This window comes from Halobacteriovorax sp. RZ-2 (assembly GCF_043196685.1).
Lineage (GTDB): Bacteria > Bdellovibrionota > Bacteriovoracia > Bacteriovoracales > Bacteriovoracaceae > Halobacteriovorax_A.
Window position 1 is genome coordinate 937182 of the sequence record NZ_JBEBMR010000002.1, and the last position, 21317, is coordinate 958498.

The 21317-nt window shown below is 37.2% G+C and carries 21 protein-coding genes, 1 tRNA gene and 1 pseudogene; 12 read left to right on the forward strand and 11 right to left on the reverse strand.

The genetic code is table 11. The features are described from left to right. Positions 1–2: 2 nt before the first annotated feature. The 5 genes from ABMA78_RS10605 to ABMA78_RS10625 all read right to left on the reverse strand — a co-directional run bounded on the left by ABMA78_RS10605 (position 3) and on the right by ABMA78_RS10625 (position 3428). A complete protein-coding gene (locus ABMA78_RS10605) occupies positions 3–1064 on the reverse strand; it encodes a hypothetical protein (RefSeq protein ID WP_392859925.1) in 1062 nt (353 codons plus the stop codon). Between the two features lie 448 nt (positions 1065–1512). Continuing rightward, complete coding sequence (locus tag ABMA78_RS10610) at positions 1513–1803, reverse strand: hypothetical protein (protein ID WP_392859926.1); 291 nt, start codon at positions 1801–1803, stop codon at positions 1513–1515. After that, the gene (locus tag ABMA78_RS10615) at positions 1787–2287 is read right to left on the reverse strand and encodes a hypothetical protein (RefSeq protein WP_392859928.1); all 501 of its coding nucleotides are present in this window, start codon (positions 2285–2287) and stop codon (positions 1787–1789) included. Before ABMA78_RS10615 ends, ABMA78_RS10610 begins: the two co-directional genes overlap by 17 nt. Before the next feature lie 36 nt (positions 2288–2323). After that, positions 2324–2959 (reverse strand): hypothetical protein, encoded by a 636-nt coding sequence (locus tag ABMA78_RS10620; protein WP_392859930.1) that lies wholly within the window; start codon positions 2957–2959, stop codon positions 2324–2326. Between the two features lie 298 nt (positions 2960–3257). Then, entirely contained in the window at positions 3258–3428 is a 171-nt protein-coding gene (locus ABMA78_RS10625) for a Flp family type IVb pilin (protein ID WP_021268293.1), read from the reverse strand. Positions 3429–3606: 178 nt separating this feature from the next. Between ABMA78_RS10625 and ABMA78_RS10630 the strand changes: the two genes are divergently transcribed. The 4 genes from ABMA78_RS10630 (at position 3607) to ABMA78_RS10645 (ending at position 6021) form a co-directional block, all read left to right on the forward strand. Next, a complete protein-coding gene (locus ABMA78_RS10630) occupies positions 3607–4320 on the forward strand; it encodes an SPOR domain-containing protein (protein WP_392859932.1) in 714 nt (237 codons plus the stop codon). Between the two features lie 67 nt (positions 4321–4387). After that, positions 4388–5452, forward strand: a complete 1065-nt coding sequence (locus ABMA78_RS10635; RefSeq protein WP_392859934.1) for a mannose-1-phosphate guanylyltransferase — start codon at positions 4388–4390, stop codon at positions 5450–5452. A gap of 8 nt (positions 5453–5460) precedes the next feature. Beyond that, complete coding sequence (locus tag ABMA78_RS10640; protein ID WP_392859935.1) at positions 5461–5661, forward strand: hypothetical protein; 201 nt, start codon at positions 5461–5463, stop codon at positions 5659–5661. A gap of 75 nt (positions 5662–5736) precedes the next feature. Continuing rightward, positions 5737–6021, forward strand: a complete 285-nt coding sequence (locus tag ABMA78_RS10645; protein ID WP_392859937.1) for a putative quinol monooxygenase — start codon at positions 5737–5739, stop codon at positions 6019–6021. A gap of 22 nt (positions 6022–6043) precedes the next feature. Here ABMA78_RS10645 and queC read toward each other — a convergent pair whose 3' ends face one another. Together queC and ABMA78_RS10655 are read right to left on the reverse strand one after the other, a co-directional pair. Beyond that, positions 6044–6757 carry a 7-cyano-7-deazaguanine synthase QueC gene (gene queC / locus ABMA78_RS10650; protein WP_392859938.1) on the reverse strand — a complete coding sequence of 238 codons (714 nt, stop codon included), beginning with the start codon at positions 6755–6757 and terminating at the stop codon, positions 6044–6046. Positions 6758–6775: 18 nt separating this feature from the next. After that, entirely contained in the window at positions 6776–8542 is a 1767-nt protein-coding gene (locus ABMA78_RS10655; RefSeq protein WP_392859940.1) for a phospho-sugar mutase, read from the reverse strand. Between the two features lie 124 nt (positions 8543–8666). On the opposite strand from ABMA78_RS10655, the gene ABMA78_RS10660 reads away from it, so the two are divergent. Next, on the forward strand, positions 8667–8915 hold the full coding sequence (locus ABMA78_RS10660; protein WP_021267936.1) for a ferredoxin: 249 nt from the start codon (positions 8667–8669) through the stop codon (positions 8913–8915). A 9-nt stretch (positions 8916–8924) separates the two neighbouring features. On the opposite strand, the gene ABMA78_RS10665 is transcribed toward ABMA78_RS10660, so the two are convergent. After that, positions 8925–10385, reverse strand: coding sequence for a hypothetical protein (locus ABMA78_RS10665; RefSeq protein ID WP_392859943.1), 1461 nt, complete (start codon positions 10383–10385; stop codon positions 8925–8927). Between the two features lie 136 nt (positions 10386–10521). On the opposite strand from ABMA78_RS10665, the gene ABMA78_RS10670 reads away from it, so the two are divergent. After that, positions 10522–11841 (forward strand): putative Na+/H+ antiporter, encoded by a 1320-nt coding sequence (locus tag ABMA78_RS10670; RefSeq protein WP_392859944.1) that lies wholly within the window; start codon positions 10522–10524, stop codon positions 11839–11841. Positions 11842–11886: 45 nt separating this feature from the next. Here the strand turns inward: ABMA78_RS10670 and ABMA78_RS10675 are convergent, their stop codons facing one another. Beyond that, entirely contained in the window at positions 11887–12939 is a 1053-nt protein-coding gene (locus ABMA78_RS10675) for a branched-chain amino acid aminotransferase (RefSeq protein ID WP_392859946.1), read from the reverse strand. A 15-nt stretch (positions 12940–12954) separates the two neighbouring features. Beyond that, positions 12955–13242, reverse strand: a complete 288-nt coding sequence (locus ABMA78_RS10680) for a hypothetical protein (RefSeq protein ID WP_392859948.1) — start codon at positions 13240–13242, stop codon at positions 12955–12957. Between the two features lie 126 nt (positions 13243–13368). On the opposite strand from ABMA78_RS10680, the gene ABMA78_RS10685 reads away from it, so the two are divergent. After that, positions 13369–13445, forward strand: a tRNA-Val gene (locus ABMA78_RS10685). 146 nt (positions 13446–13591) lie between these two features. Here the strand turns inward: ABMA78_RS10685 and ABMA78_RS10690 are convergent. Further along, positions 13592–14476 carry a sensor histidine kinase gene (locus ABMA78_RS10690; protein WP_392859949.1) on the reverse strand — a complete coding sequence of 295 codons (885 nt, stop codon included), beginning with the start codon at positions 14474–14476 and terminating at the stop codon, positions 13592–13594. A gap of 201 nt (positions 14477–14677) precedes the next feature. Between ABMA78_RS10690 and ABMA78_RS10695 the strand changes: the two genes are divergently transcribed. From ABMA78_RS10695 to ABMA78_RS10715, 5 genes and pseudogenes are all read left to right on the forward strand, one after another. Next, on the forward strand, positions 14678–16333 hold the full coding sequence (locus ABMA78_RS10695) for an ABC transporter transmembrane domain-containing protein (protein WP_392859950.1): 1656 nt from the start codon (positions 14678–14680) through the stop codon (positions 16331–16333). 40 nt (positions 16334–16373) lie between these two features. After that, positions 16374–17090 (forward strand): annotated as a pseudogene (locus ABMA78_RS10700) (ABC transporter transmembrane domain-containing protein); the annotation flags it as partial. Positions 17091–17318: 228 nt separating this feature from the next. Next, a complete protein-coding gene (locus ABMA78_RS10705; RefSeq protein WP_392860231.1) occupies positions 17319–18065 on the forward strand; it encodes an ATP-binding cassette domain-containing protein in 747 nt (248 codons plus the stop codon). A gap of 79 nt (positions 18066–18144) precedes the next feature. Next, the gene (locus ABMA78_RS10710) at positions 18145–19191 is read left to right on the forward strand and encodes a DsbA family protein (protein ID WP_392859951.1); all 1047 of its coding nucleotides are present in this window, start codon (positions 18145–18147) and stop codon (positions 19189–19191) included. A 143-nt stretch (positions 19192–19334) separates the two neighbouring features. Continuing rightward, entirely contained in the window at positions 19335–21305 is a 1971-nt protein-coding gene (locus ABMA78_RS10715; RefSeq protein WP_392859953.1) for a hypothetical protein, read from the forward strand. Positions 21306–21317: the final 12 nt, after the last annotated feature.

Genomic DNA, 21317 nt, shown 5'->3' on the forward strand with positions numbered 1-21317 from the left:
TCCTATTTTAATTTTGCGATAGCAATAATTCTTTTATACGTTTTAAATTTTGCGGATGAAGAAAAAAGTTTCCCAAGAATGGGAATTTGACCAAGAATGGGAAGTCTTCGTCCGGCGTTGTCATCAGTTGTTAAATCGATTTCAAACATCTGAATCGGAATTCCTTTTTCGATTAGAAAACTCGACTCTTGGGCACTCCCGTTTATATAAGTATCACCATTTGTTTGCCCCATTGGCCTCGTTAGCTTTGTGCTATATTTAACTTTGTATCTGTTGTTTATCTTTTCAAGTAGCATCTCAATTTTAAGTCCAGCAAATCGCCATTGAGTATTATTGCCATTGTTATTTGTTGTCGTGGTAAAAGGGATATCAGAACCCATTTGAACGGTAGACTTGTTATTTGTACGTAAAAGAATTTTTTGAGTGGCCAATGTCGACACATTATAATCAGTATCTCTAAAGACAATGCTCTGACTTTTGGCCAATGCTGATGCTCCCTCATCGAGTAAGTCGGAAAGGCCGACGTCGACTTGGTCGAGTCCAAAATTGATCTCTTTTCCATCCATTCTTTCAATTTGTATGATTCTCATTTCGAGCTTATGGTTGACGAGATTATCAAATCTTTGAGATAGGAAGAACTTAACCATTAGCTTTTTTTGGAGTGGCCCTAGGAACTTCTTATCTTTTAAGATCTCTTCGTTTGTAAAGCAGTGGATATCAATCTTGGATTTTTCACAGCGAATATCATCGTAATAGTTTTGAAAAAACTTGTGATGAATTTCGCCAATGATTTTCTTAGCGACTTTATCCTTAAGTTCACCCTTGAAGATAATACTCTTATTCTTATTGAGAAGTGGCCTAAGAACTAGGTACTGATCAAGTGTCGTAATATCTTGGGAAATGATTAACTTATCGCCTTTAATATCGCCATTAATACCAAAGTGACGGAGGTTGTTTAAGACCTCAAGTACCTTAAATTGACCTGATTTTGAGAGGACATAAACTTCATGTATCTTCTTCTTGCCTGAGTTAGTCCAAAGTGTAACAATCGATTGGCCCTGCATTTTTCCTTTAATAAAGAGCTTATTTTGGGCCTGAATTGCCTTGCTCGATAAAACTTCTTTATTGGAGATACTGAAGTTTGTTATCCCTGATAATGAAATTTCAGTGACTTGGCCTATAGCCAGGGTAATTTGATTTGAGCCAGTTGCGTAAATATTGAAATTTACGATACATATTAAGCTAATGACTTTGACAAAAGGCAGGAAACTTAGTAAAAAGCTATACTCGAAAACTGTTTTTAATTTAGATTTAAATATATTGAGGAGATTTATCATGGTATCAAGAACTCGTATTACAAGAAACAAGCGTAATGCTAAAAAAACAAAAATGGGTGCTAAAAGAAAAGCGCATAACAGAAACAAGGGAACTACTCCTAAGTTTAAAATTCATCTAGATTAATATTTAATTATTTTTCAGATATAGAAAGAGGGCCAAGACGTTGGCCCTTTTTTATTGCCCAAATGTATTTTGAAGCACTCGCTTATCTTGTCTAACAACTAAAGGTTCAGCTTCTTCACCCTTAAAGCAAATGTGAAGTAGGGCATTTTTATAGATATCTTCACATGGGTTCTTCTTCTTTATAAATCGAAAATCTTCTTTCTTAATTCCATTCTTTGCCATTAATTCGCTAAGTACTTCAAACATGTGGTTTTTGTCAGAATCGTATGTATAAACAATCACTTCACGTGCTTGAATGCTTGTACATAATAGGATTGTAATAAGGCTAAATTTCAATTTCATAAGCTCCTCCTTTGGATTTTGGTAGATCTGTAACTGGATAGGAATCTAGCTCTAAAGCCTTATAAGGAGCAATTCTATTCAAATCTGAAATAGAAATTTTTACGAGATAAATAGGGACTTCTTCATCGTTTAGTTTTTTCACGATCTTGGCCTTATTTGTGATGTGTGTAGGGCCTGCATATAAAGATACATACTCTTCACTTCCCACTAGATTGGTCATTTCATTTATTTTAAGCTTAAGAAGTCTTTCATCTTTTGCCACTGTAATATGCTCCTCAGGTAGGTTTTGTGGGGAAGGGACTGAAAGGATATAAGTGAAGATATTAGTCAGTACGAGGGCCACCCAAAATCTAAGATAGAGGGCCTTCTTCATCTTTTCTTCCTTCTCCTTATTAAAGAGAAGTGGTGATGAAGGGGTGTCGCTATTTGATTGAGTTCCAGGTTTTGATGAAGTTTTTGATTTCTCGTTGTTTAGAATTTTCAATTTTAACCTCCAGGTTAATCATAAGAATTAATGTACTTACAAAAATTGAAGTCCATAGTAGTCCTTCAATTGTTGAATACCCTTGGGTGCCATGTGTTTTGAGGTGAGAGCGAAATCGTCTAAAATTCTTCCCTCTTTGAGTTTGAATTTTAAGGTAATAACGAATGAGTGATTTTCTGATAGGTTACTCCCTGGGTAGTGAAAGGGCATAAAGGCCTTCCATTTCTTTTCAAAGACAGCTGAAGTATCGAGTCTTCTTTTGATTTTCCAAATTCTTCTTCCTAATGGGTCAGATTTTAAAAGACCTAGAATATTTGCCGTATCACACTCCGCTATGGTTAAGAGCTTGTAGCGTAGGAAGTAGCGAAGCGCACTTTGTAGGTACATAAGTCCTTTGGCCCCATACTTCATAAATGGCTTTAGCCACGCTGCTAGGGGAAAGAATTGAGCGTAAAACAGGCTTTTTAGGCCGACATTGATATAAGAAATTCTTTTGTAGAAGGACTTGTACTCAACAATTGCCTTCTTTGAACAGATATATGATTTATTGTAATACTTTATAATTTGGAGTTCTTCATAGGAGCGGGCCATATTTGAAAAGATGATGGCGATGAAGGCCATAAAAAATAAGACCGCTACTAGGGAAGTACTACCTCTTTCATCTAAGGCCATTTGAAAATCCTAAATGATGCTTCTCTTTTCGATACTTCAGGTATTTTCCATTTTTATTTTTTACAAACTTAATCCGTGTTTTTGAATCAAACCACCTCTCAAATGAGAGGAGGCTTTTACAAGAGAATGTTTTTGATGATTTTTTATTATTATGTGATTTTGACAATGAGTGCACATAAGCTTGAAAGACAATACTATTTTTACAACGATACTTTTCGCTAACAGCTGAGCTTGCGAGGAAGACAAAGACAATTAGAGTAATAGATAGAGCGTAAGAAAGTATTTTCATAATTGTGTATTAATTTACTTTGATACTCTTAGTGATCTTGTCAGATGCGTCTTCTAGTCTTTTTTGGACTCTTGTTCCAAGTGTTTTTACGGCCGTAATACAAATGATACCGACAAGGCTTGTGATGATCATATATTCCATAACACCTTGTCCTTTATTATTCTTTAAAATCTTTTTCATTTTCTTTCTCCCGGTTTGGCAAAGTTCATAAGACTTCACGGGTTATAAAATAGAAAGATGGGAGAGTCTTTATTCTGAGTCAGAATGTCGGGATATATTTCAAATATGAAATAAAGGATTATTTTTCCTAGTATTTTCAGCAAGTTGCTAATAATTGTGGAGAGATTAAAATATCCTTATGAACGATAAAAGTAACTTCTACGTATTTGAGAAAAAAGAAATCTTATTGGTTGTCATCTTTGTCATCCTGGTTGCCATTACATCATTCTTCTTTGGCCTAAAGATTGGATCTAATTATGCTTTTGAAAAAGCTGGGCTTAGTAATAAAGAGGAAAAAGCGATTGTTGAGCCAATGGATGAGAAGCAAAAGGTTGAGCTAACATCTCCAGAAGAGGAGAAGGTTAAAGAAATAGTTCAAGATAAAGAGACAAAGAAAGTTTCAAAAGAAGAATTAAATAAGAGAATTGAAGAATCATTAAAGCAGAAGATGGTTAATGAGTTTTCAAATGAGAATAAAGACTTCAATGATGTCGGCGTTCAGGATTCACCAGTAGATGAAGCTGTTGAGGAAAGGGCCGCAGAACCAGTTCAGCAACAAGTTGTCGAAAGTAATGCTGCTGAGGAATCTGTTTCAAAAACTGATGAGTACACTGGTAAGTACACAATCGTGGTTGGTTCATTTGAGTCGATTGATGATGCTAAGGAATTCGCTGAAGGTTTTAGAGTTCTAGGCTTTAGCCCAATCGTTAATGAGAAAGATGTACCAGGGAAGGGGAACCGTTTCCGCGTAAGTCTTGGGGCATTTGAGAGAAGTATTGAAGCAAAGCAATATGTTAAGAAGCACCCTTCTCTTTTTGCAGGGCGTGATTATTTCTTTACAAAATTCGACTAATTCACCATTTAGAACATTTACATTTTTTATGATACGATGCCCTTATACAATTTAAGGGCATTTTTTTATGAATATTTACACACTTATTATGGCCGGTGGGAAGGGAACACGCCTATGGCCAGAGTCGACAGAATCAAAACCAAAGCAGTACCTTTCTCTCGTTGGAAATGAAACTCTACTAGGTCAAACTCTTGATCGCTTTGAAGAAAGTGTCGACTTGAAGAATCGCTTTATCATTACAACTCGTGACCAATCTGAGTTAGCAATTTCTTGCTCAAAAGATCAAATTCTTGAAGAACATATTATTTATGAACCAGCTGGGCGAAATACAGCTCCTTGTATTCTCCTGTCTCTTGCTGCCATTGAGGCTGCGGGGGCCAAATCGGATGATATTATCGCTGTTATGCCTTCGGATCACGTCATCTTAAATAAGTCTGGCTTTAAGGCGAGCTTTGAGAAGGCCGTAAAGCTTTCAAGTGATACGCAAACGATTACAACGATAGGGATTCCTCCTCACTTCCCACACACTGGTTATGGTTATATAAAAACAAGTGAAGCAGTAGGTGATGGATTCAAGGTTGATGAATTTGTTGAAAAACCAAATTTTGAGAAGGCCAAGGAATACTTATCAACAGGTAAGTATGTTTGGAATGCCGGGATGTTTATGGCGCCACTTGGTGTTTTTAAAGAAGAGTTTGCGGCCCACTCACCGGAAATGTTTTCTTTCTATGAAGAATTGAAGGCAAGCCTTGACGACGAGGCGAAGCTTGAAGAAGTATATAATAAGATTCCAAAAGACTCGATTGACTACGCTATTATGGAGAAATCAAGTCGTATCAGCTTAGTTAAGGCCGAATTTGATTGGAATGACCTTGGATCGTGGGAGGCACTTGAACAAGTGGTTGACCGTGTGGAGGGAAACACTATAATTGATAGTAACGGAACTTTTTTAAAGGATGCGACAGGGAATATTATCTATGCTCCTGATAAGCATGTTTCTTTAATTAATGTCCAAGATCTTGTTGTTGTTTCAAATGATAAGGCCGTTATGATTGTGCCTAAAGATGATTCACAACGAGTAAAAGAAATTGTTCAACACTTAAAAGATAACAAACGCAAAGAATTATTATAGGAGAATTCATGGAAGTTGTTAAAAAAGTAGGCGAGTACACAATTGTTAAGAAAAGATCTGGTCGTTTTGCTGTTAAAGCTGCAAACGGAAAATTTGTAAACAAAGAAGAAAAAGTAAAAATTCTAACTGATGCAGGACTTATTACTGCTCCTGTTGCAAAAGTAGAAGCACCAGCTGTTGAAGAAGAAACAGAAGCTGCTGCTGAATAACTAATTTAAAAACTAATAATAGAAATGGCCCCTAATAGGGGTCTTTTCTTATAACTTTAAAATAGGGAGTACTTTATGCTAGTTCTTATCGTTAATATTAAGGCTAAGTCTGATAAAACTGAATTGATTAAAACAGAGTTACTAAAACTAGTAGAAGAAACTTATAAAGAAGTTGGTTGTACCAAATTCGACCCACATCAGGAAGAAGAAGATCCGTCGAGTTTTTGGTTATATGAAATATGGGAAACAGAAGCACATTGGAAGGCCCATATGGAAACAGAGCATGTTAAACATTTCTTGGCATACTTTGATGAAAATGTTGAAAAATTTGATGTTAGAAGAGCAGAAAAATTAATATAGCTCCCAAAAAGGGAGCTTTTTTTTATTTCTTTGTTGTTTCTAAAAGATAGTTTGGTCTTTGATCGTACTCAATTGGATCTTCAATCCCTGCCTTTTGAAAGCCTCTAAGTCTTAGAGCGCAAGAGTCACAAACACCACAAGCTTTATCTCCACGAGCGTAACATGAATAAGAAAACTTAAGTGGAGCACCTAGGTCTACCGCTTTTTGTACAATCTCATTCTTTGCCATATCAATTACTGGAGTGATGATTTCGATATCACCATCTTTTGTTCCTTGCTTGATTAGCTCGTTGTAAGCTGCGTAGTAACTTGGACGACAGTCAGGGTATCCTGATGAGTCTTCATTAACTGCACCGATATAGATATTTTTTGCACCAACAACTTCTGACCAAGATACGGCCATCGCGATGATGTGAGTGTTTCTAAAAGGTACGTAGCTATCAGGGATTTCTTCTGATTCACCCTTGTATTGTTTTACATCAATTCCGTCGTCAGTTAGTGAGCTTCCACCAATCTGTTTAAGAAAAGATACATCAATTACTTTACGAAGTGATTTGTCGACTCCGTAATAATCTGCGATTTTTTGGAAGCAATCTAATTCACGTTCTTCAGTTTTTTGTCCGTAGTTAAGATGAAGAAACGCAAGATTCTCATGCTTCTCATTTGCAATTGCAGCACAAACCAACGAATCCATACCACCACTAACTAATACAACTGCAAGTTTATCACTTTTCAAAATTTATACTCCTTAACCTTATAGTCCTTCAGCTGTTTCATTAATGAATGCTAGGAACTCATCAGTTACTTTTGAAGCCTTTGCTTTCTTCTCAGAAAGTTCGCCTTCTTTTTCTTGAATCATAATGTAGAACTTAATTTTTGGTTCAGTTCCTGATGGGCGAAGATACAGGCGGTTTCCATTTTTGAAGTGGTAACCAATAACATTACTTACTGGGTAATCCAGTTTTGACTCATCACCTGATTCAAGGTCTTTTACAATACCTGTTTGATAATCTTCTATAACGCGAATCTCCTGTCCGCACAAGCTTGTCGGAGCTAAGTCTCTAAAATGACTCATGATTCGTGTAATTTTTTCGGCCCCTTCTTTACCCTGGTAAACAAGATTTAGGAGAGACTCTTGGCTAAATCCAAATTCTTCGTAAATTTTATCGAGAGCTTGAATTAGGTTCATTCCTTGTTTCTTAAAATAGAGCGTGACTTCAGACATGAAAGTGATTGAAGCAACACCGTCTTTGTCACGAACAAAGTCGTGTGGAAGGTAACCGAAAGACTCTTCTGTTCCAAAGAGGAAGTTTGCCGAAGGATCTTCTTTTTCGATCTTATTCATTAGTCCACAGATCCACTTGAATCCTGTTAGAGTAGAGTAAGACTTAACGCCGTACTTTTCAGCGATAAGTTCTTGAAGAGGAGTCGTTACAACCGTTTTCACAAAGTATGGGTTAGCTGGCATCTTGCCATTTTCTTTAAGGTTGTGAAGCATGTAGTACAGCATCAGGATTCCGATTTGGTTTCCGTTGATGTATTGAGTTTCACCTTCGTGTTGGAAAGCAACACCAAGTCTATCTGTATCAGGGTCTGAACCAAATGCGATATCGGCACCTGTCTCTTTCATAAGATCAACGGCCATTTTCATTGCTGATGCATTCTCTGGGTTTGGAGAGCTAACAGTAGGGAAGCTTGAGTCAGGTTGAGCTTGTTCTTTCACAACTTCTACATTTGTAAATCCAAGTTGGGCAAGTGCTGTTATACATGGAATAAGACCTGTACCGTGAATTGGTGTATAAACAATCTTAAGGTCTTTTCCATCTTGCTTACACATTTCAGGATTTACTGTTTTAGATAGGATGTCGTTATAGAAGCTTTGTTCTACATCTTCACCAACCCAGCTAATGAATCCATCTTTTTCAGCTTGAGCGAAGTCCATGAATTTAACTGCATCATACGAAGTAATATCGTAGTAACGATTGATAATATTTTTGTCATTTGGTGGAGTAACTTGTGCACCATCATTCCAGTATACTTTGTAACCATTATACTCAGGAGGATTGTGAGAAGCTGTCACCATTACTCCGGCCTGGGCCTTGTGGTATCTTACTGAGTAAGAAAGCATTGGCACTGGATTTAGTCTCTTGTAGATATAAGACTTAATTCCATTGGCGGCCATGACGCTACAAACTTCTTTAGCGAATTCAAAAGAGAATTTACGAGAATCATAACTTACTGCAATTGATGGGGCAGTGATTCCAGTTTTTACGCTATGGTCGAGAACTTCACCAGCAAGGGCCTGCGTTGCTCGACGAACTGTATACTTGTTAATACGATTATTTCCAGCACCAAGGATAGAGCGAAGTCCACCAGTACCAAACTCGATATCTTTATAAAATCTTTCTTCGATCTCTTTCATGTCATCTGCGTCAATTAATCCTTGGATTTCAGCGCGTGACTCTTCATCAAAATATGGGTTATTGGCCCAAGCATTAGCTTTTTCAAGGCTCGTCGTCATTTTAAAAATCTCCTGTGAAATTTATGATTGAGTATCTTGTGCTATATTCTCAAATCTAGTAGACTTAGGCAAAATATAATCAATGAAATATTGTGTTGTGTGTTAATAAAATCAAGGAGTTAACATGGCAAATAAAGAAATGAAGCACAAAGATAATGTTGCTGGAAAGTGGTACTGTACTGACCCAGATGATGATAACGGAGAAGGATGCATTGCATGTAACGTTTGTTACACGGGTGCCCCTGAATTCTTCGCTGAAGATGAAGACGGAAATGCTTATATTGCTAAGCAACCTTCAACACCAGAAGAAGAAGAGTTATGCCAAGAGCAAATGGATGCTTGTCCTGTTGCTTCAATTGGTAATGACGGTTAATTCATTTAATTAGAATTTCATATCAAAAGAAATGAAGGCAGAGGTACGATCAACATTGACGCCTCTGTCTTTCGTCGAGTGCTGTACTTCCATTGTGATATTAGCATCATCAAATACTTCAAATGACCTTTGTGCTCTGAAGTCAACTTCCCCCTGAGAATTAATCACTGTCCCAGTTTTAATAATAGTCGTTCCTTGAAACCTGAAGTCATTGGCAATTGTCGCTGTCTGATTTGTGTCGTAGCTCATATCTGTTTCAATATCAAAATTTTGAAACTCCGGTGTGGCCACTGTAACTCCAGCAAGAAAGTAACCATCTGCTCTTGCTACGGCCCTTGCTGTGGATTTCCCTTGGTGCACTAGGTTTAAGTCAAGTTGCTGCTTATCTGTAGAGATATCTGCATTGCTATCAATTGTGATATCGTCACTATAACGATTAGATAGTTTGAGATTTAAGTTTTGTTTATTTGGTTTGATATCAAGATGGCCATCTAGGGTCGTATCCTCAGTAAGCTTACTATTGAGGTTTACATTAATTCTTTGTTTTCTGTCATTGATCTCTACCTTACTTGTAAGCTTTGTGTCCTCTCCAAGACTACTCTCTGTTTCCATCTCTAATAATGTTAGAGAAGTAGGGACGTAGTAGCTTTGCTCTAGTAGAAGTGCCTTGTTGATTTTAACCTTTCCAATGAAAGTGTCATATTCTTGATCCCTCACGAGGGCCATCTCTGATTCATTATTTGTCTCAAGAGTTACACCTTCTGGAATATTTCTTTCAACATCTGTTGGCTTTATTGGGTCAACATAAGTGTCATGTGGATAGTAGATCTGAAAATATGGTTCTTGGTCTTTTATAAAAACAACCTTAATAAAGATATCTTCGCCAACTTCATCTGTAGAGCGAAACCAAGTAATTCTAGTTTTCGTTTGTGTTCTAGGGGCGAGGCTTAGAGATGAGAACTCACTTAGTGCGATATCAGAAGTGAAAACTAATTCGAAGTCATCAAAATCTCTTGTATTGTAGCGTTCTTTGCCGCTATCAAAGTCACTCTCGAGACAAGAAACTTCGCCTAATTTATCAACCGTTTCAATATAGGTGGCAATGGCCTTAAGCTTTAAGGCCTTTTGCTTGACCTTAATACTTGGTTTTGGATTGTCTTCATTTGCCTTAGCGACAATGTCTGAGATATTTGAAGCTAGTTCGGCCGTGTCTCGACATTGAATACAAATCTCTGCGCTAGCGCTATTGTGCCTTGGAATGTCGTCAGAAACTGCATTTTCACGCCTAATTGGAATATATTTAGGTGACTTTGATTTTGTGATTCTAACAATATCTTTGACTAGGTCTTTGGCCTTTATCTGCCTTCCATTAACATCAATCTCTTCTTTAAAGAAACTAGGCTCAATGGCCAGAGCATTGACTACAACTGAAAATGCGAGAATGGAGATAGAGACTCTTTTTAATAGCACGACTTCTTATCGGAGTTGGTTTAGAAAAAGTTTACAAAAATAGTAAATTATTTTAGGTGTTTGGAAATTTCAGTACTTGCGCACCTTTGCCGACAAGAATAAAATAAAGAGGATCACAATTTACAAAGGAAGTTTCATGAATCCAACAAATCTACAGCTCGTAGGGACGATTCTATTCGCATGTGCAATTTTGCACACATTTCTAGTTTCAAAAATTCAACACTTAGCTCACAAGTATCCGGAAGGATCAATGATGGAAAACCTTCTTCACTTCTTAGGTGAAGTCGAAGCAGTATTCGGTATGTGGGCCGCGGCCTTTATTGTTTACTATAGCGCCACTCAAGGTTTTGCAGTTTATGATAATGCACACCAGGTTATAGGTGGGGCACTTAAATATCTTGAGCAAGATGTAAACTACACAGAAGCGGCATTCGTTTTCGTTATTATGTGTATGGCAGGGACGAGGCCAATCATTATGCTTGCTGAAAAAATTATTGGGATGATTGCAAAGCTTATTCCAATGCCTGGTAAGATGGCCTTCTATGTTTCAGCTCTTATCATTGGGCCAATTCTAGGGTCTTTTATTACTGAGCCAGCTGCTATGACAGTTACAGCTTTAATCCTTTTAGATTACTTCTTCTCTGATGAGAAAATGAGTCTTAAGTTTAAGTATGCAACGATTGGTCTACTTTTTGTAAACGTATCAATCGGTGGAACACTTTCTCACTTTGCTGCACCTCCTGTACTAATGGTTGCTTCAAAATGGCACTGGGGATTTGTTCACATGATTACAAACTTTGGTTACAAGGCAACAATTTCAATTATCATTGGAACTCTAATTATTGCATTCATGTTTAAAAATGAACTTCAAGGAAAGCTTGAAATTAAACAAAAGCATGAGAATTGGATGGCACCAACTTGGTGGATGACTCTAATTCATATTATCTTTATGGGGCTAGTTGTTTTCTCTGCTCACCACATGGTTTTCTTCCTAGGTCTATTCCTATTCTTCCTAGGTTTCACAACTGTTACAAAAGAGTACCAAGACGAAATCAAGCTAAAAGAATCACTTCTTGTTGGTTTCTTCCTTGCTGGTCTAGTAACTCTAGGTGGACAACAAGGTTGGTGGCTACAACCAATTCTAACTAAGCTAGGTGACTTTGTTCTTTTCGTAGGTGCAACTTCACTTACTGCTATTACAGATAACGCAGCTCTTACTTATCTAGGGACTCTAGTTGATCTAACAGATTCAGCTAAGTACAACCTAGTTGCTGGTGCTGTTGCCGGTGGTGGTTTAACTGTTATTGCTAACGCGCCAAACCCAGCTGGTTTTGGTATCCTTAAAGGGACATTTGGAAAAGATGGGATTAACCCAGGTAAGCTTCTTCTTGGAGCACTTTTCCCAACAATCCTTGCAATGGTTATGTTTCAAATCCTTCCAAATTTAGCGAAGTAGAAATACAAAGGCCCTCAGATGAGGGCCTTTTTTATTTCATAACTTTTAAAGTTCAACGACCCAGTTAAATGGATCTTCAATTGTTTTTTCTTGGATTCCCAGGAGAGTCTCACGAAGCTCTTTTGAAACCGGTCCAAACTCTTCTTGAATATTATAGAACTCACCAGACTCTTCGTGTAAAGAGCAGATCGGCGTGATGATAGCGGCAGTTCCGCATGAGAAGCACTCAGTACATTTCTTCGACTTAATATCTTCAATTAATTCATCAATGCTAATCTTTCGCTCAACAACTTTGTAGCCCTTGTGACGAGCAATATCGATGAGTGAGCGACGAGTGATTCCATCAAGGATTGTCTCAGTTAATTCAGGTGTGTGAATTTCACCGTCAATGACAGCAAAGAAGTTCATTCCACTTAATTCCTCAATCGACTTACGGTCACTGGCCGATAGCCATAGAGTTTGGTGCAGGCCAAGTTTAAGAGTTCTTACACCAGCGTTTAGGGCGCCAGCATAATTACCACCTGTTTTGGCCGTTCCCATTCCTCCTGCACATGCACGAATCATATTTCTTTCAATAAGAAGCTTGTAGCTTCCACCTGAAAAGTATGATTCAACAGGTGAGGCAATTACCATGAAAAGAAATTCTTCACTTGGTTTAATCCCAAGGTTATTTTCTGTGGCAATCATAAATGGCCTAATATAAAGAGACTCACCACCACGTTTTGGAATATAGTTTTCACCCATTTTAGTGATTGTATTTACAGCAGCAGTAAAGATTTCTTTTGGAACTTCTGGCATTGCCATTCGTTTTGCCGAGTGATTGAAACGCTTGTAATTTTCAAGGGGCCTAAAAAGATTCGGTCCATTGCCTTTAAAATTATAGGCCTTCATTCCTTCAAAGATCTCTTGTCCATAATGAAGAACTTTACATGTTGGATCTAGCTCCAGCTTGCCATAAGGCTTAACTTCAAGCTCGCCCCATTCTCCACGTTTGTATTCACATGTTGCCATGATTGGAAGTAGTACTTTTCCAAACCCTACATGATCAGGCATTGAAAAGTTTTCGATTGCTTTTTTTGCACTATCTAAAATTATCATTAAAAATCCTTATTCTTATTTACAGTGGTAGCCAAGTCCAAAAACCTTCCACACATTTCCTTCGTTCACAGATTCTTTAATCCAGATTGTGTCTCCACCTTCATCTGCAACTAGATTAATGGCATGGTTTACGGCAAGGTCTTTAATTCCATTTTCATTCTCACCAACAACATTTGTAAAAGGCTTACAGTTTTTATGGCGTGGCTTTTGAAATGTTACTTTTACTTTTTCTCCAGCAGGAGTCAGCTTTGTTTTTGAAACAGCACAACTAGATAGAATTAATATCATAATAATATTTTTCATTATTCCTCCATGATTTTTAGTTATACTAGCAAAATTGCAACGATGTTGCTTAGGTGTGTGCGTCAATTTTATCTTTTGACGAGTTTGGTGAATTAGAATATTATTTCCCTACTTTAAGACACTTGTAGGACTATAGCTCAGTTGGTTAGAGCGCTACCTTGACATGGTAGAGGTCTGCAGTTCGAATCTGCATAGTCCTACCATCTTTGACCTTATCAAGTACAATTCGCTTTTTATCTCCTGTACATTTACCGATATCAACTCAGCGCCAAAACATGCCTTTGGGCATCTTTTGATCGCAGGTTGTAAAGTTCGAATCTGCATAGTCCTACCATCCTCCCGAATCCATTTATTGATTTACTTCGCGCAAAGGCTTTCTCTTTTGTTTAGGTTCTGTTTTTGATTTTTCAATGTTGTCTTGGTTATTCGTTGCAGCGTTAACGAATGTCATGGTGAAAGTAGAGCCGATGCCATCAATATTATTAAATGCCTTGATATTTCCCCCATAGAATTTCATATATTTTTTAACAACGGGTAGACCAAAGCCTGAGCCTTCTTCTCCGTGAGTACCTTCACGGTGGGTCTCATTAGTAAAAGAGAAGAGACTATTTATCATTGTTTCAGGGATGCCGATTCCTTGGTCAGTTATATCAACACGTATAACAGAGTTTCGTTGAGTAACCCTTACCAAGACTTCTGAGCCTTCAGGTGAAAACTTTGAGGCATTAGTGAGAAGGTTGCTAAAGACGCTATGACAAAGTGATGATGGTTCTGCCATGGCCTGGATATCTTGTTCCTCAAACTCGACACGGATATGTTGACTCTTTTTTTCAAGTCTTTTTCTAATGAGTTGTATTGAATTTTCAATGGATTCTTTTAATGGGACTGGTTCTAATTTGATATTTGATTTACCGGATTCAATTGATTGGATTTTACGAATATGTTGAATAAGCTCGGCCATATTCTCAATGACGCCACTTACGCGACCTAAGTTTTGTAATATTCCATCCTTATCTTTCATTGCCAGTAGTGAGGAGTCGCTAAGTAGTGAAAGGAGGGTCGTGGAATTGGATAAATCGTGAAATAAAACGGAGAGTAGGTGTTGCTTTTCTTCGAGCCTTCGCGAGAGGTCACGGCCTTCAACTTCAAGCTGTTTAATTTTGATGGCCTGATGAGTGATGACCATAATTGAACAGAGAATTAAAATCGTTAGTAAGCTTACGAGATAGATCACTTTCTTTCCTTAAACATAGTTTTTGAAACTTAGTATTTTATGAAACCAATTAATTTTGTAGGATTTTAGCTAGCTTTATTCTTATAACCAAGTTTGAGAAGGTAAATTTAACTTAAATTAAGAATGTATTTTCACATTTCATTTCTGCGAGCAAGAAACAGAAAGGTGACTGATGGGTGTAATTCAAGTAGACTTGCTGGAATGAAAGACTATCTTAATAAAAAGTTAACATCACTGGTGGTGACGCAGTTTGTCCAATACTGGTACTTCTATATTGGGGCCTTTATTTGCCTCTACCTTACTCACAATATCCAAAGTGAACTTCCTTTTATAGCGAAGGACTTGGCCGAGAAAATTTCAAAAGGTATCTCTATTCCTGTAGGGCATTTATTCTTATTGGCCTTGGGAATTATTGTTTTTAGAACTTCATCGAGGCTATTATTCTTTTATCCTGCAAGGGTTCTACAAAAGATTCTACGTTTTGATTTGATGAAGAAATTAGAGAAGGTAAGCCCTTCTCGTTATAAAGACTATCCAAAGGGACAAATCTTTCAAATTATTGGTGGTGACCTTGAGCACGTAAGAGCATTGATTGGTTTTGCTCTCCTGCAGATTGCAAATATTATCATCGCTCTTTCAATTCTAGTTCCAAAACTTTTGAGTTTTAATAAAGAGCTTTTTATTGCTCTTCTTCCGATGTTTGTAGCATTTATTATCTTCAGTGCCATCGTTTCAACAAATCGAAAGTTTTACCGTAAAACTCAAGACCTTCAAGGTGAGGTTCAAAATATCATTATTGAAACTTACGCAGGAAAGAAGACGATTAAAAACTTTCACGCGGAGAAGGCCTTTATGGACCTCTTTGCAAAGAAGTCCTTGGAAGAACTCGATAACTTTTATGAAGCAGGTAAGCGTGTTGGAATTTCGATTCCTCTTATGCCTACAGGTGTTGGACTATCGCTAATCTGGGGTGCCTATATTATCTTTACTGAGCAATTAGGAGCATCCTCGCTAATTCTATTCTCTGGTTTTGTTTACTTATTCCTAGAGCCAATTATGTTTCTTGCTTGGATTGGAGTTGTCTTTACTCGTTCGGCAGGAGCGTGGGCACGAGTAAGGGAATTAGTTGCTGTCCTAGATAAAGAAAGTGAACTTGAAACAATGCTTAAAAGAGAATTCTCTTTTAAAGAGAAGAGTGAATCATTTGAATTACAACTTCCGTTTTGGGATAACGATATTAATCTAAAGATTTGGAAAGATGAAAAGAATGCAATCGTTGGAAAAACGGGTTGTGGAAAGTCTGAGTTACTCGTTAAGATTTCAGAAGTTTTAAAGATGCAAGGTCGCAGTACGAGCTACGTTGCTCAAGACCCTTATCTTTATAATGGAACTATTTTAGAAAACTTAGCGCTAGGAAGAGACTTTAATGAAGAGCAACTTTCTAAGGCGTATGAGCTATTAAAAATCTTTGGCCTGGATTACTTAGCATCTGATCGCAAGAGCTTGTTTAACCTAGTTGTAGGGGAAAACGGCAAGAGGCTTTCTGGTGGTCAGATTAAACGTGTCTCTTTAATAAAGTCACTACTTTTTGAGAGTGAGTTTATTGTTTGGGATGATCCTTTTTCTTCGGTTGATGTTGTTCTAGAAAGAGAGATCTTAAGTCAACTAAATGCTATGAAGATATTTGAAGGCCGTACTCTTATTATGTCGACTCACAGATATACAACAGCAGTACAGTGTGATCACTTAAGTTTGATCTGCGAAAGTGAAGGGCTAAGAGAAGAGTCAAAAGTTGTCGACTTTACACAAAAACAAGAAGGAGGAATTTATGAGCACTTTAGAAAACAACTCATCTAAATTCCTATTATATAAAGGTAGTGGGAAGTATTTAATAAGCATGGTGGTATGCCTTATTATTTCAAGTGCGCTTGGTGCTGCACTTCCACAATTAATTACAAAATTAACTGCAAATTATGAAGTTGAAGAAGTTTATCGTCAGACTCTTGGGATCATGACGTTTATCTTTTTGGCAACAGCTCTAAATCGTGCTGTTTATAACTTAATTATCAACCGCTATGTTGTAGGCCTAGTTCAATTTGTTAGAACTCATTGTTACGGAAAGTGGCTTTCAAGTGTTGAGCTTCAAACATCAAAAGAGAATCGTAATGATCGCTACCCTCAAGGAGAGGTTTTAGCTCGTATTATGAGTGATACGGAGAGTTTGAGAGAGCTTGTGACTTCAGGTACTTTTGGAATCATTATTGATATCTTCTTTGTGGTTGCTTCACTCATAAGTTTTGTGAGCCTTAATGCTGTTGCTGGAGTATATCTTGCAGCAATTCAATTTGGGGCCTGCTTTGTTTTAATTTGGTGTTCTAAGTATATGCGTGCGGTTTTCTTAAGTGTTAGAAATTCACGCGCTAAACTTTACCGCGTTGTTGCAGACCTGATTGGTGGTGTGAGAGAAAATTACTATAATCCGGCAGATCAATATACGTCGAAGAAGTCTTTATTTGTTTTTGATGAATTTCTTAAGAAGATCCTTTCTTCAAATGTTTGGGATGCTTCGTACTACTCATTTGCAGAGTCTCTCTTTCCTGTATTCTTGGCCTGTGCCATCTTCATCATACCAAATAGTGGGATTACTCAAGTTGCATTAATCTTTGCTCTTATCGATTTAATTCAGCGTTCAATTAATCCTATTAAAGATGTTTCATCAAAAGTTGCCAATATTCAAAGAGCAGCGACTGGGGTTGGACGCATCAACGAATTCCTTGTTGATTTAGGTAAAGAGAAGTCTTCCGATATTAATGCAAAGAGACGCCAATATGATGTTGAAAAAATGCATATTGAAATTCAAAAATTTACTTATCCTGCAAAAGGGGAGAATTCCACACCTTTTACATTAGAAGATATTTCTTTTGATTGTCGCCAAGGTGATCTCATCGGTATCGTTGGGCTTTCTGGAAGTGGGAAGTCGACTCTTCTAAATATCATGGCGGCAAATATTATTCCTGATGAAGGAAAGGTATTTGTTGAAAATCACAGTGGAGTTAAGAAAGAATATAACTTTGATTATATTGATGACTTTAATGAATACCGTGAACTAATTGGAATTGTATCGCAAGACTCACATATCTTTTCTGAAACTGTTGAGTTTAATATCACAATGGGACAAGCAGGCTTTGGAAATTTTGATGCCTTCTGGAGTGAAGTTTGTGAGCAGATCTCTTATCTTTCGAGATGGGGCATTAGGCCAGATACTGTGCTTGATCAAAATGAGATCTCACTTGGCCAAAAGCAGCTTATATCGGCGATTCGCTCGTGTTATTTAAAGAAGCCAATTGTTCTTTTTGATGAAATTTCTTCTTCTTTAGATAGTGATCTAGAAGAGGCGCTTCGTAAAATGATTCTCTTTGTTCAAAAGCAGGCCGTTACAATTATCGTGGCCCATCGAGTAGAAACAATACTTGATGCTCAGCAGATACTTGTTATGGAAGGTGGAAAAATAATTGCTAAAGGCGTCCATGAAGAACTTAAAAATACTTCGCCGCAATATGATCTATTTGTGAAGCAATTATCGAATTGACAAAAAAATGACGTGAACACTAATGCATTATTTCTCTTTTTTACATATAATTAGTTTAAATTGATGTAAGGAGATCATTATGTTTAAAAAATCCAAGCTAGCTCTTGGCCTAGTTGCTATTTCTGCAATTGGAATGATTGCGTGTACGAGCGAAGTAAATTCAAAACCAAATTTCTTATTTAAAAAGGCACCAAATGCCACTGCAGTGATTAAATTCAATGGAAAAGAAGTTAGTCATGATGAACTTTTTAAAGGTTCTGAAGCAGAATTATATGAGGCCCAATTAAAAGTTTATGAAATGAAACTGGGAAAGGTTAAGGCCTATCTTTTAGAGAACTTTAAAAATGAAGATCCAGCAAGAAGTTCAATGTCGATGGAGCAGTTCATAGATGTAGTTGTTGCTAAAGATGTAAAGGTTTCTGATAAAGAAATTAATGAGTTTGCTAAGGAAAGAAATATTCCTGATGTAAACCCTCAGTTAAAGGCAAGAATTGTTGATTTCTTAAAGAACACAAAAAAGCGTGATGCGATTGAAGCATACCTAGCGCAAAAAACTAAGAATAGTCCGGTTGAAATCTACCTAGAAAGACCAAAGAGACCTCGTTTTGAAATTCCTGTAACAGGTAAAGAGCCGATGTTTGGTGGAAAAGATGCGGCCGTTGTTATTACTGAATACTCTGACTTTCAGTGTCCATACTGTGCAAAGGGTGTTGAGATCATGAATGAGATCAAGAAAACTTATGGAAATAAAGTTAAGATCGTTTTCAAAAACTTCCCACTAAACTTCCATAAAGACGCTGCAAAAGCTGCGGAAGCTGCACTTTGTGCAAATGAGCAAGCGAGTGAAAAATTTTGGAAGCTTCACGATTCAATGTTTGCTGACCAAGCAGGACTATCAGTATCTGGACTTAAGGCAAAAGCGAAAGCTGTTGGCCTAGATCAGAAGAAATTTGATGAATGTCTTGATTCTGGACGTATGAAAGCAGAAGTTGATGCTACTGTTAAAGAAGGTGTTGATGTAGGTGTTAAATCAACTCCAACATTCTATGTGAACGGTATGCTAATTAATGGTGCACAACCATTTGAAGTATTCAAAGAGCTTATCGATTCTGAATTAGGAAAATAATTTAGAAATACATTACTAAATTAGTCTGAAAGACTGAAAATACTAAGGCCGGGGCATTTATTCCCGGCCTTTTTATATTGGGCATAATTGATAGAATAGAAGGGGTATATAATATCTTATTGCATCTAAATCGGAAGAAAAATATGGACGTTAGAGATTATTCAAAGAGACTTTCACAACACCGCGAAAATTTTCAGCACACTATTGATGAGCAACGAAAGAACCATAATCGTGAGGTTGGTGAATTAAAAGATACTCAGGAATATCGTTTAAATAAGCAGCGTCAAGCCTATGATAACTCTCTTGGTAAAATTGAAGAGAGGCAAGACCAATTTAGAGAAACAGCTAGTGCTGATACAAAGAGAAGAATTGAAGAGCAGCAAAAAGATTATCTAAGTAAAATAGATGGTAATAAGCGTGAGTTTGAACGTGATCGTAAGGATATTAAGGATCAATTTGATACACGTTTTAAAAATATCCGTGAAGCTTATGAGACAAAGGGGATGGCCGATCGCTCTAATATGGATCACCGTCTTTCTTCTCAACAGAGAAGATTTGACTCGACAATGGGAAAGATGAACGACCACTTCAATGAAACGATCGATAAAGTCTACCGCGATTCGCGTGATAAGGCCCATTCTCATGAGTTAGAAACAAAGCAAGATCGCCGTGAACTTATTTCAAACTATGAAGATGAAATGAGGGATCAACTAAAAGAAAGCGGTGAAAAGCGTGCTCGTTTATATGAGAAATTTACTGATGATGTTGATGGCCTAAGAAAGACCCACAAGGGTAGAGAAGAGTCACTTAAGGATTATCAAGAGCAACGAATTTCAGATATGACTGCTCAAAAGGATAAGCAACTTTCTGAAAATCAAAAGAGCTTTAAGAATTCAATTGAAGAAATCAATGATAGAAACTCAAGAAAGAGACAGGTTGAGCAAAGAGACTTCTCTCAAAATGCAAAAGACCTTGAGAATCGTCATGCAAAAGAGTTATATCGTGCAAGACGTGAGATGAATCAGAAGTTAGCTGGTGGTAGTCGTGAAGATGTTTTCAATGATAAACTCGACCAGACGCAAAGAGGGTATGAGACGCGAATTAAAAATATTCGTGATCAAATTGATACGGACCGTTTCAATGCCGATATCCAGGAAAGACGTCGTGCCCAGTCAACGAAAGAAGCGCTACGTTCACAAAAACAAAAGTCATCAGAGTATATTGCTGAACTTGAAAAGGATATGGCCAAGTTTAAGAGCAATACATTGAGCGATATTAATATTGAGCTTAATAAAGATGTGGAAGAGCTACAAGGAAACTTTAAACGTCAGGTTAAGGAAAAAGAACTTGAAGCCTATAATGATAAAGAACAATCAAAGAAGATTCTTGAAAGACAGAGAGCTCAATTTGGGGAAACTGTCCAAAAAATGAGTGATCGTAACACTGAAGCTGTCTCTCAGATGCAAGCTGATTTTGCGGATGAGTCAAAGAAGTTTATTCAAGATACACATATGAAACACTCTCAAGAAATGCAAGAAGCTAAAGAGCATTTTATTGAGAGTAAGGATAAGCTTGCTAAGTCGCTAACTCAAAAAATAGAACAATTAGAAGAGACTAATGAGAAGTTAATTTCTTCTTATGAATCAAAGTTAAGCCGACTTAAAAAGGCCAATGCTAAGGAAATTGAAAGAATTCGAATGACTCAGAGCCTTGAGTCAAATCAGCTTAAAGAAGAAACGAGAAATGCAATTGCATTGAAAGATCGTGAAAATCACAGTAACGTATCTAACTTACGTGGTGAGTTCGACAAGAGACTTTCTCAGGTTAAACAAAGAGCAGACATTCAAGTTAAAAGAATGGTAGAGTATTATGAAGATATGATTGCTCGAGAAAGAGATGAGTCACAAAGAAAGTATGTTTCAAAAGTTACTGAACTTGAGAATCAATACAACACTCTTTATGAGAACTCAAAACTTGAAAGATCAAATCTAATTAATCAGTATGAAAATCGCATGGAAGAAATTCGCGCGGCAAATGCTGAGGCATTAGAAGAGAGATCTAGTGAGATCAGAAGTGGAATGTTCTCTGATCAACAAGAATCTCGAAAAGCATAAAAAAAAGACATA